Origin of the sequence: Arthrobacter humicola (assembly GCF_022803015.1) — a bacterium.
GTDB lineage: Bacteria > Actinomycetota > Actinomycetes > Actinomycetales > Micrococcaceae > Arthrobacter > Arthrobacter humicola_A.
In genome coordinates, this window is record NZ_JAFKON010000019.1 from 23,988 (window position 1) to 35,570 (window position 11,583).

The window sequence follows — 11,583 nt, forward strand, 5'->3', positions numbered from 1 at the left end:
CGCGACGCGCAAATGACCCTGCGACACCCGATTTTTCGGGTGTCGCAGGGTCATTTGCGCGTCGGCAGGTCGATTGCGCGTCGGTGCTACGGCAGGACGATGTCCCGGGTGCGGTGATCGTACTGGATGACCAGGAGGCCGCCGCCGTGGTGGACTTCGTGGTTGGGTCCGTCGAAGACGCCAAACGCACCGTAGTTTTCGTCCCAGGACCGGTTCAGGGCGATCTTGAACGAGTAGAAGCCGGCAGGAATGTCCGCGGCAATCTTCCAGAGCTGATCCACCTGGTCCAGTTCCATCTGGACTTCGTCGTACTGCGGCGCCCAGTTGGCGGGCGCGCCCAGCAGAATGCTGAAGTCGCCGGCAACCGCGACGGCGTCCGGCTGTTCGATGGTGTCGACGCTGACAGCCGAGGCCGCCGCCGCCGGGGCTTCTGCCGGAGCTGCTGAGGGCTGTGCAGCCTTCGCCGCGGGCTTGCGCTTGCGCACCGCCTTGGCCACCGGGGCAACAGCCTCCTCGATGAGCTTGGCGGCCTTGCCGGCAACCTTGGATGTTGTCGGCGGCGCCTCCTCGGCCGCGGCGGCCGGCGTGGCTGCTGTCTTTGCTGCCTTCTCCGGCTTTGCCACCGGAGCAGTCGGCAGCGGCGTGCCCGCCGGAACGGGAGTGCCGGCGTCGAGCGCTGCAGCGAAGGCGGCAGGATCGGCGAAGGCCACCGTGGCGCGCTGGCCGTCGTCGGTGATGGACCAGCCGGAGCGGCCCTTAACCAGCCAGCCGGCTTTGACCAACTTGGCCGTGGCGGTGGTCAGCGTCTTGTGGCCGCGGGGAATGCCGCCACTGAGGAGTTCGCGTTCGTGGTCGTTGAGGGGCACCCGTGCGATTGCCTCGCCCAGTACGGCTCCGGCGTTCGGCTTCTCGCCGGTCCATACCTCCTCTGCCAGGACATCCAGCACGGCCTTTAGCCGAAGGTTGGTGTTTTCCGCGGTGTTCGCGCCCATGGGTCTCCTTTAGAAGCAATTGATCCACCTGCATTTTGCCAAGGAAATGTTAGTTTTTGCGAGCGGATCCGGTTAACTCTGTGTGTCGTGACCCACTATGACAGGCCAGAGCGGGGGGCACGAAGGACCAACTCGGCCCTACCCGCGAGTAGAAAACCAGAGGTCAGTCCTCTGCGCTCCATTGGGCGCCGGTCTGGGCCATGTAGGCGGCTACCGCTGCTTCGGTGGTGGGATAGAAATGCTCCGGCTCGATTTCTCGGGTCAATCCGTACTTTTCGATCTTCTCCCGGGTCCTGTGCTTGACCTCGGCGAACACCAGGGAGATACCCTGCGCGTTCAGTTCGACATCCAGATCGAGCAAGACGTCCGCGGCGGTGGTGTCAACGTCCGTGATCGGCTCGGCCGCGATGACGATCCACCGCGGTTTGGGTTCCGTTCGTGCCAGGTGCCGGACGTTGTCGCGGAACGGCCGGACGTTGGCGAAGAACAACGGGGCGTCCCACCGGTAGATCACCAGGCCGGGCAGGTGCTTCGCGTCCGGGTGGACGCGGATGTCGTGAAACCCCTCATAGCCGGGCACCCGCCCGATCACGGTCTCGTACGGCCACCACGCCCGGCGGAAGATGTTCAGGATGGACAGCCCCACCGCAATGCCGATGCCGGGCAGGACGCCCAGGAACGCAACCCCAAGGAAGGCGGCCATGCACAGGTAGAACTCGGTACGCCTCTGGTGCCAGAGCCGAACCGTTCCGGGAATGTCGGCGAGGGAGATCGACGCCGTCATCACCACGGCCGCCAGTGCCGGCTGTGGCAGGTTCCGGAACAGCCCCGGCAAAAACACCAGCATGAGGAGGATCAGCACGGCGCCCGTCACGCCCGTGAGCTGCGACTTCGAGCCGGAACGTTCAGCGACGGCGGTCCGGGATCCGCTGGTGCTGACCGGGAAGCCCTGGAAGAGGCCCGCGGCCAGGTTCGCGGCACCGATCCCGATCATCTCCTGGTTGCCGCGGATTTCCTGCCCGGTGCGTGCGGCGAACGCCGTCGACGTCGAGATCGTGTCCGTCAAGGACACCAGCGCAATACCGAGGGCCCCGGCGAACATCAGCCCGAGGTCCGCGAAGTCCACCTGGGGAATGGTGAACGGCGGGAAGCCCCGCGGGAGTTCCCCGACCAGCGAGACGCCCTTGGCGGCCAGATCGAAGACCGCCGTGGCCGCGATCGCGGCGACCACCATGACGAGTACCGCAGGGACCTTGGGCAGCCACCGCTGCAGAACCAGTATCAGCACAATCCCGCCGATGCCGACCGCCGCCGCGGCGACCACCGTCTCGCCATTGGCCACGCCTTCGACGAATCCGACCAGGTCACCAATGAAGTTTTCGCTTTCGATCTTGAACCCGAAGAGCTTCGGGAGCTGGCCCACCAGGATGGTGATCGCGAGACCGTTCATGTAGCCGATCATCGTCGGCTTGGAGATGAGGTCGGCGATGAAGCCGAGCTTGGCCACGGACGCCAAGACCATGATGGCGCCGACCATGAGGGCAAGCATCGACGCGAGCGCGATCGCCTTCTGCGGGTCGCCGTCGGACGCGACAAGGGGCAGGACCGTCGCGGCGATCATGGGCCCGAGTGCAGAGTCGGGCCCCAGGACCAGGATGCGGGACGGGCCAAAGACCGCGTAGGCGAGCAGGCAGAGGATGCTGGTGTACAGCCCGGTGATTGGGGGCAGCCCGGCCAGCTCGGCATAGGCCATGCCCTGCGGAACTAGCAACGTCGTCAGGACGACCCCGGCGACGATGTCCTTGCCGAACCAGTCCTTTTGGTACGTCGCGACGGCATCGAATCCAGGCGCCGCCCGGCGCAGCCAGCCCTTGCGCCGCTCGCGGGTCTTTGTCATATCTGCACTCTGCCGCCCGCCCCCGCCCCGCGCATCCCCCGGCAAGGGTGAACCGCGTCGACCGGCGCAGTGCGCCCGGCGGAACCGGCAACGCGCTCCCGTTGTGTCCCCGGGCCGATGGGCCTAAAGTTGCGGTCTGCCCACTGCGCGCCGTCCCGCCGCTGAACACGCGCCGGATCAGGTGCCGGACAGGGCGTCCCACCGTTCCCGTTGAGGAGATATCTATGGAAACCCGCACACTTGGTTCACTCACCGTCTCAGCCCTGGGATTGGGCTGCATGGGCATGAGCGAGTTCTACGGCCACGGCGAGGACAATGAGTCCATCGCCACCATCCAGGCGTTTCTCGACGCCGGCGGAAGCCTGCTCGACACCGCTGACATGTACGGCCCCTTCACCAACGAAGAGCTGGTGGGCCGGGCCATCGCAGGCCGGCGCGACGACGTCGTCCTGGCCACCAAATTCGGCAACGAACGGCGGCCCGACGGATCCTGGGTGGGCATCAACGGCTCCCCCGACTACGTGCGCGCCGCTTGCGATGCCAGCCTGCAGCGGCTGGGCGTGGACCACATCGACCTGTACTACCAGCACCGGGTGGACAAGACCGTCCCGATCGAGGAAACCGTCGGGGCCATGGCTGAGCTGGTCCAGGCCGGCAAAGTCCGGCACCTTGGCCTGTCCGAGGCCAGCGCCGACACCGTGCGCCGGGCCCACGCGGTGCACCCCATCACCGCCCTGCAGACCGAATACTCGCTGTGGGAGCGCGAACCGGAGACCAAGGTCTTCCCGGTCCTCGCCGAGCTCGGCATCGGATTTGTGCCCTACAGCCCGCTGGGCCGAGGATTCCTGACCGGCCAGTTCCGCAGCCCCGAGGACTTTGCCGCAGACGATTTCCGCCGGCACTCCCCGCGTTTCCAGGGCGAGAACTTCGACCGCAACCTGCAGCTCGTGGACCGGGTCAAGGAGCTCGCGGATGCGAAGGGCTGCACCCCGGGGCAGCTGGTACTGGCCTGGCTGCTGGCCCAGGGCGAGCACATCGTTCCCATCCCCGGCACCAAGAAGGTCAACCGGCTGCGGGAAAACATGGGCGCTGCCGACGTCGAACTCTCCGCCGAGGACCTGACCCGCCTGGACGAACTGGCTCCCGCCGGGGTGGCGGCCGGAGCGCGGTACCCGCACATGGACTCGATCGACGTCTAAGCCGGCCGTTCGACAGCCAACGCGGGGTCACTTACGGCCCGTCCGGGGCCTCCGGATGGGCGCGTAGCGACCCCGCGTTGCTTGGGTGGTTAGTGTCCGGACGCGGCGAGCTCGGCCAGCAGCTCGGCCTTGCGTTCCTCGCTCGCGAAGGAGGACCGGATCGAGTTCGCAGCCATCCGGACGCAGTCGAACTCAGACAGGCCGATCACCGATTTCAGCTGCGCGAAGTTGTCGTCCACGTACCCGCCGAAATACGCCGGGTCGTCCGAGTTCACGCAGACGTTCAGACCCGCCGCGAGCATCGACGGCAACGGGTGCTCGGCCAGGGTGTCCACCGCGCGGAGCCTGACGTTGGACAGCGGGCAAACGGTCAGTGGCATGAGCTCGTCCACGAGCCGTTCCACGAGCTCCGGGTCCTCCATGCAGCGGATGCCGTGATCGATCCGCTCCACGTCGAGGAGGTCCAGCGCGTCGATGATGTACGACGGCGGGCCCTCCTCGCCGGCATGCGCGATCCGGTGCAGGCCGGCGTCCTTCGCCCGGGCGAAGAGCCGCTCGAACTTGGCCGGCGGGTTGCCCACCTCGGCGGAATCGAGCCCGATGCCGGCGATCGGGGCGTCCATGGCGAGCAGCTGCTCCAGCACCTCGAGGGCCGAGTCCTCGGTGAGGTCGCGCAGGAAGGCCGCGATCAGGAGGGTGGAGATGCCGAACTCTTCGCGGGATCCCGCCAGCACCGAGGCCACGCCGTTGACGCACGTCTGAAGCGGTATCCCGCGGGACAGGTGGGCCTGCGGGTCCAGCATGATCTCGGCGTGCCGGACCCCGGCGAGCGCCGCCCGGGCCAGGTAGGCGCGGGTCATGTCGGCAAAGTCCTGCTCCGTCTGCAGCACGGCCATGTTGGCGTAGTACAGGTCCAAAAAGGACTGCAGGTCAGTGAACTCGTAGCGCGAGCGCAATTCGTCCAGGTCCGCATAGGGCAGTGCGATCCCGTTGCGTTCCGCCAGCGCGAAGATCAGCTCCGGTTCCAGCGTTCCCTCGATGTGCAGGTGCAGCTCGGCGACCGGGAGCGGGAGGGGTTCGCCGGCCTCCGGCTCTTCCGGTTCTTCCGGCTCTTCCGCGGTCAACTGGGCATCGCCGTCGTGTGTTTCCATCCGGTAAGGATATGCCCGGCGCTCCCCGGAGCGGATAGAGTCGAACCAATGCAAAGTAAACAGCATGCTTCCCATTTGCCGCGCCCGGCCGGCCGGGACCTCATTCCTGATCTCGGTCCCGGCAATCCGTCGGACGGTTTTGTCCGGGTGCGCGGCGCCCGCGAGAACAACCTGCGCAACGTGGACGTAGACGTGCCCCGCGACGCAATTGTCGCCTTCACCGGCGTCTCCGGCTCGGGCAAGTCCTCCCTCGCGTTCGGCACCATCTATGCCGAGGCGCAGCGCCGCTACTTTGAATCCGTGGCCCCCTACGCCCGCCGGCTCATCCAGCAGGGCCACAACCCCAAGGTGGAAATGATCACCGGGCTGCCGCCCGCCGTCGCGCTCCAGCAGCGCCGCGGGACGCCGAGTTCGCGCTCCACGGTGGGCACCCTCACCACGCTGTCCAACTCTTTGCGCATGCTCTTCTCCCGCGCCGGCAGCTATCCGGACGGCGCCGGCCCGCTGGACTCGGACGCTTTTTCGCCGAACACGGCCGCCGGCGCGTGCCCCGAATGCCACGGACTCGGCATCGCGCACACCGTCACCGAGTCCTCCCTGGTCCCGGACACCGCGCTGAGCATCCGCGACGGCGCCATCGCCGCCTGGCCCGGGGCCTGGCAGGGCAAGAACCTGCGCGACATCCTGACCCACCTGGGCCACGACGTCGACACCCCCTGGCGGAAGCTGCCCAAAAAGGACCGCGACTGGATCCTGTTCACCGAGGAACAGCCCGTGGTGGAGGTGACGCCCCAGCGCGACCGCGTGGCCAAGCCGTACAAGGGCCGGTTCTGGAGCGCCAAAAGCTATGTGCTGCATACGCTCGCCGATTCCAAGAGCACCACCATGCGCGAGAAGGTGCTGCGCTTCATGGAGACCGGCCCTTGCCCGGTCTGCAGCGGCAGCGGCCTGACCCCGGCCGCGCTCGCCGTCACCTTCGCCGGGCACACCATCGCCGAGCTCAATGCCGTCCCCATGACCGAACTGGCGGACATCATCCGCCCCACCACCGAGCTCACGGAGGCCGGCACCGCGTCCCGCAAGCAGTCCTCCGGAGAGGGCAACGAGGTGGCCGTCGCCATTACCCGCGACCTCCTGCAGCGCGTCACGGTGCTGCTGGACCTCGGCCTGGGCTACCTGGCGCTGGGCCGGTCCACGCCCACGCTCTCCCCCGGCGAAATGCAACGGCTCCGGATCGCCACCCAGCTCCGCTCCGGGCTGTTCGGCGTGATCTACGTGCTGGACGAGCCCTCCGCCGGACTGCACCCCGCCGACGCCGAGCCCCTCCTCGCAGTCCTGGACCAGCTCAAGTCCTCCGGCAACTCGGTGTTTGTGGTGGAGCACAACATGGACATCGTCCGCCGCGCCGACTGGCTGGTGGATGTCGGTCCCCGCGCCGGTGAAGGCGGCGGCGAGGTGCTCTACAGCGGCCCCGTGGCCGGCCTCGCCGAGGTGGACGCGTCCGTGACCCGGCCGTTCCTGTTCCCGGACGGTTCGGCGGGTTCGGACGACGGCGGCGCCCGCCACAGCGCGGACGACGGCGGCGGTTCCCCCGCCAGCGGTACCCGGCGGGAACCTGCCGGCTGGCTGGAACTGCGCGACATCAGCCGCCACAACCTGCGCGAACTCGACGCCGACTTCCCGCTCGGCGTGCTGACCGCGGTCACGGGCGTCTCCGGCTCCGGCAAATCCACCCTGGTCAGCCAGGTCCTGGCCGAGGTGGTCGGCGCCAGGCTGCACCCGGAGCCGGACGCTGCCAAGGCCCCCGAGGACCTGGAGGCCGACGCCGGTGAGTCCACCGGGCCGCTCAGTGTCGGACCGGTCTCAGGCCTCGACCAGCTGGACCGGCTCGTCAAGGTGGACCAGAAACCGATCGGCCGCACGCCGCGTTCGAACCTCGCCACATATACCGGCCTCTTCGATGCGGTCCGCAAGGAGTTCGCGGCCACGGACGAGGCCAGGGCGAGGGGCTTTGGTGCCGGCCGCTTCTCCTTCAACGTTGCCGGCGGCCGCTGCGAGACCTGCCAGGGCGAGGGCTTCGTCGCCGTCGAACTGCTGTTCCTGCCCGGCAGCTACGGCCCTTGCCCCGAGTGCCATGGCTCGCGCTACAACCCGGAAACCCTTGAAGTGACGTACAAGGGCAAGAACGTGGCGGAGGTGCTGGGCCTGACGGTCAATGCCGCCGCGGAGTTCCTCGAAGGGGTGCCGGCGGCGGCGCGCAGCCTGCAAACACTGCGCGAGGTGGGCCTGGGTTATCTCCGCCTCGGCCAGCCGGCCACCGAGCTCTCCGGCGGCGAGGCCCAGCGCATCAAACTCGCCACCGAACTGCAGCGTGCCCAGCGCGGCCACTCCCTCTACCTGCTGGACGAGCCCACCACCGGCCTGCACCCGGCCGATGTCCAGCTCCTCATGGCCCAACTGCACCGGCTCGTGGACGCCGGCAACACCGTCATCGTGGTGGAACACGACATGGATGTGGCGGCCGCAGCGGACTGGGTGATCGATCTCGGCCCGGCCGGTGGCGACGCGGGCGGCGAGATCGTGGCGATCGGTACCCCGGCCGCCGTCGCGGGCTCCACGGCGAGCCGGACGGCTCCGTACCTGGCCGCAATGCTCGGAAGCTGATTCATGCGAGCAGCGGGTCGCGTGGGTCGGCGTCGGCGTCACTGCGGGCAGCGGGTCGCCGGGGTCGGCGTCACTGCGGGCCGGATGATAACGGCAGAAGCAGGGAAAGTAACGTCTTGATAACGGCACGGGGCTGACCTAGCCTAGTGTCCATGCCCGGCAACCGGGTATTGCATGCCCGGTGCTACCACCACCAGATACTGCCCGACCGGTAGACACCGCTATGACCTCTATTGTCAGGGGCGGGCAGTGGCGCGACAACGTCCGGGGACGGACCGAGCGCTGGTGGACCTCAGGAGCATCTGAACTATGAAGAAATCAACCTATGGCACTGCCGCGCGCCGCGGCGTCACTTTTGCGGCCGTCTCCATTGCAGGCGTCGCCCTGTCCGCCTCGGCCGCGAACGCGGCCGTACCGACCACAGCCCCCGCCTCCACGTGGGACTCGCTGGCCCAATGCGAAAGTGGCGGGAATTGGGCCACCAACACAGGAAACGGATACGCGGGCGGGCTGCAATTCAGCGCCAGCACGTGGGCGGCCCATGGCGGCACGGGGTCTCCGGCCAATGCCAGCCGTGCGCAACAGATCGCCGTCGCCGAGAAAGTGCAGGCCAGCCAGGGCTGGGGCGCGTGGCCAGCCTGCGCGGCCAAGCTGGGACTGCGCGGCGGCGCCGCGGCTCCGCAGAGTGCGGCCACATGGCAACGGCCCGCCGCGACTCCCGTCGCAGCCAAGGCTCCCGCCAGGTACGCCCCCAAGGCAGCCGTGCCGGCACCCCGCCACGTTGCACCGGTAGCCGTAAGTGGCCAGACCTACACCATCCGGAGCGGCGAAACCCTGAGCACGATCGCCGGGAAGCTCAACATCGCCGGAGGCTGGCACGCGCTGGCCGACGCCAACACGGCGACCATCAGCAACCCCCATCTGGTGTTCCCGGGCCAAGTGCTGCAGCTGCCCGCCTAGGGCGGTTACAGCACTTGGCGTACAGCACGACACACAGCACGACGCCGGAGCGATCCCACAAGGGGACGTTCCGGCGTCGTGGTGTTTCAGTGAGCCGTGGGGGCTCAGGCGGCCTGTGGGATTTCGCGGATAATCCGCACTTTCCAGGTGGCGTCGTCGCTCGTGTCCAGCAGGGCCACCGTGCCCATGGCCAGATGCAGCGCCACCCGTTTCGCGGCGAGGAGCTCAAGGTAAAGGCTTTCGTTCATCCGGGCCGGGGCGTCAATGACGTACTTCACGGCGTCGCGGACTTTGCGGTAGTTGGCGCTCCGCTCCCGGTGCAGGTGCAATTCCAGCATCCGGCGCTGCTTGATCCTGGGCTCGTGGCGGTTCAGCCAGGACACCGCGGCGTGGACGGCTACCACCAGGGTCAGTGAGATGACGTAGATCTCCCAGCCACTCGAGAGCAGGAACAGGGGCAGGTTGGCGATCGCCACTGCGGCGATGAAGAGGCGGAGGGCGACCAGGCGCCGCATGGTGAGGGCCACGGCGGCCATGGCCGCGCGGAACCCCCGCTGCTCGTCGCGGGCGGCAACCGGATCCAGTGTGAATTCCTCCAGCACCACTATTCCGTGGGCGTCGGGGCTGAGCATTTGCCCGTACTTGGGCACGAACGGCGCCGGTGCATCAGTTACTGTTGGTGGCTCTGCTGTAAAAGGCAAGGCAGTAATGGGCTCCGTTGACTTAGGCTCTGCTAGAGATGGTTCTGCTGAATAAGGCATGGGCGTGTCTTCCGTGGCGGCGGGAGTGGTTCATGTTATTTTAGCGGCTCTCCAGCACGCTTGTCTGCCCTGTTCCGTCATGTGAGCACCCTCACCGCCGCGCGCCAGCAATTGGCGCATTTGGTCCGGGGCCTCAAACTGGAGAGATGCAGACTTTCCTCCCCTTCCCCGATTTCCAGCAGAGCGCCGCGGTTTTGGACCGTGTGCGGCTCGGCAAGCAGCGCGTCGAAGCGCTGCAGATCCTGCGTGCGCTGGTGATCCCGGAGTACGGCTGGCAGTCGCACCCGGCGATCCGGATGTGGATGGGGTACGTTCCTGCGCTGACCATGTACGGCCTGGCCATGGTGGATGAATGGACGGCCCGCGGCGGCGAGGACACCACGCGCGAGAAGATCATGGAGTTCGCCCCGCAGGCAGCCCACCCCGACTACGCCGCCAAGATCCCGATGCCGCCATGGCTTGGCAACGCGGATTTCCACCTCAGCCACCGGTCCCGGCTGATCGCCAAGGATCCGCGGTTCTACACAGAGGTTTTCCCCGGCACGGACCCGGATCTGGACTACATCTGGCCCGAACCGAAGCACGAGCTGGTGCCCGAGGATCCGGCCGGGGACCGTATGTGGGTTCTGCGCCTGCCCCTGGGCGACACCGAGCCCGCGCAGCTGAAGACTGTCAGCCTGCCGCCGGTTGGCCGCAGCAAGGCCCCCGCGGACGACGACTACCAGTTCGTCTATGCCGACTCGGGCTCCCGCCGTCCCGGCAAGGTGCGCAAGCTGCCCCCGAAGCAGCTCGTCAAGAAGCCCACCCGCAAGCGCCAGCAGCAGGAAGAGGCGTTCACCACCCTGCCCGGCAACTCCGTGGTTGCCATCCCGGTCAACGACGGCGCCGCGTTCGCCGTCGGCAAGGTGCTGGGCCGCCCGATCACGGTTGATGGCCAGTTCGCACGCAACTTCCAGGTCGACGAGATCGTGGACCGCTCCGCCTTCGATTACCCTGCCCTGATGCAGGACCCGCGGGCCTTCTTCCCGATCCCGGCGAGGTAGCAAAGGGCCGCACTGAACGACGCCGGGCGCGCCCGGGAGTCGGGTCGGATACTTCAGCCGCACTTGGAGATCCAAGATTTCCTCAAGCCTGCCCGTGGCGCTTCCCGAAGGCTGGCAGACTGGCTTCATGACTGTTCTGCTTGCCGGTTGCGGCGATCTTGGCACCGAGGCCGGGCTGCGTTTCGCGGCGGCTGGCCACCGCGTGGTGGGGTGGCGCCGCTCGCCGGAGAAACTACCGGCCGCCATCGAGGGAGTCGCCGCTGACCTGGGCTCCGCTGAGCTGCCGCCCATGCCGGCGGACACCACCGCCGTCGTCGTCGCGATTGCCGCGGATTCCCCGACCGAGGAGGCGTACCGTGCCGCCTACGTGGACGGGCTGTCGAACGTCCTGGACGCGGTCCTCGCCTCCGGGGCAAACGTCCGCCGGGTCCTGTTTGTGTCCTCGACCGCCGTCTACGGAGATGCCGGCGGCTGGATTGATGAACGCACGACGCCGGAACCCGCCGGGTTCTCGGGCCGCATCATCCGCGAGGCAGAGGAACTCCTCCACAGCCGCCTGCGCGGCACCGGCATCACCCCCGTAGTGCTGCGGCTCGGCGGAATCTACGGCCCCGGCAGGACGCGATTGATCGACCAGGTGCGCGGCGGAACCGCGGTCATTCCTGCCGCGTCGCGTTTCACCAACCGGATCCACCGCGACGACGCCGCCGCCGCGATCGTCCATCTGTGCACCATGGGCACGGTTCCGGCGGCGGTCTATCTGGGCGTGGACAATGAACCGGCCGAACTCGGCGACGTGCTGGAATTCCTGGCCGCGGAACTGGGACTCCCTGCGCCGGCGGCAGAGTCCACTGGTGCCGCGCGTGCGGCGGGTGCGGCGGCGGGCGGTGCCGCGGGTGCGGCGGCGGGCGGCACC

Annotated in this window: 9 protein-coding genes; 5 read left to right on the forward strand and 4 right to left on the reverse strand. The window is 68.0% G+C overall.

Annotated features, from left to right (window positions below):
• Positions 1–86: 86 nt before the first annotated feature.
• Together ARTB_RS20820 and ARTB_RS20825 are read right to left on the reverse strand one after the other, a co-directional pair.
• On the reverse strand, positions 87–992 hold the full coding sequence (locus ARTB_RS20820; protein ID WP_243182198.1) for a pullulanase X25 domain-containing protein: 906 nt from the start codon (positions 990–992) through the stop codon (positions 87–89).
• Positions 993–1,155: 163 nt separating this feature from the next.
• On the reverse strand, positions 1,156–2,889 hold the full coding sequence (locus tag ARTB_RS20825; RefSeq protein ID WP_243182199.1) for a SulP family inorganic anion transporter: 1,734 nt from the start codon (positions 2,887–2,889) through the stop codon (positions 1,156–1,158).
• Between the two features lie 224 nt (positions 2,890–3,113).
• On the opposite strand from ARTB_RS20825, the gene ARTB_RS20830 reads away from it, so the two are divergent.
• The gene (locus ARTB_RS20830; RefSeq protein WP_243182200.1) at positions 3,114–4,088 is read left to right on the forward strand and encodes an aldo/keto reductase; all 975 of its coding nucleotides are present in this window, start codon (positions 3,114–3,116) and stop codon (positions 4,086–4,088) included.
• An 89-nt stretch (positions 4,089–4,177) separates the two neighbouring features.
• Here the strand turns inward: ARTB_RS20830 and ARTB_RS20835 are convergent, their stop codons facing one another.
• On the reverse strand, positions 4,178–5,239 hold the full coding sequence (locus ARTB_RS20835; protein ID WP_243182201.1) for an adenosine deaminase: 1,062 nt from the start codon (positions 5,237–5,239) through the stop codon (positions 4,178–4,180).
• 48 nt (positions 5,240–5,287) lie between these two features.
• Here ARTB_RS20835 and ARTB_RS20840 point away from each other — a divergent pair, with 48 nt between their 5' ends.
• Positions 5,288–7,903, forward strand: a complete 2,616-nt coding sequence (locus tag ARTB_RS20840) for an excinuclease ABC subunit UvrA (protein ID WP_243182202.1) — start codon at positions 5,288–5,290, stop codon at positions 7,901–7,903.
• 309 nt (positions 7,904–8,212) lie between these two features.
• The gene (locus ARTB_RS20845) at positions 8,213–8,863 is read left to right on the forward strand and encodes a transglycosylase family protein (protein ID WP_243182203.1); all 651 of its coding nucleotides are present in this window, start codon (positions 8,213–8,215) and stop codon (positions 8,861–8,863) included.
• A gap of 104 nt (positions 8,864–8,967) precedes the next feature.
• On the opposite strand, the gene ARTB_RS20850 is transcribed toward ARTB_RS20845, so the two are convergent.
• Positions 8,968–9,495 (reverse strand): hypothetical protein, encoded by a 528-nt coding sequence (locus ARTB_RS20850; RefSeq protein ID WP_243182204.1) that lies wholly within the window; start codon positions 9,493–9,495, stop codon positions 8,968–8,970.
• A gap of 275 nt (positions 9,496–9,770) precedes the next feature.
• On the opposite strand from ARTB_RS20850, the gene ARTB_RS20855 reads away from it, so the two are divergent.
• Positions 9,771–10,667, forward strand: a complete 897-nt coding sequence (locus tag ARTB_RS20855; protein ID WP_243182205.1) for an MSMEG_6728 family protein — start codon at positions 9,771–9,773, stop codon at positions 10,665–10,667.
• 127 nt (positions 10,668–10,794) lie between these two features.
• On the forward strand, positions 10,795–11,583 hold a 789-nt coding region (locus ARTB_RS20860), incomplete at its 3' end, for an NAD-dependent epimerase/dehydratase family protein (protein ID WP_243182206.1).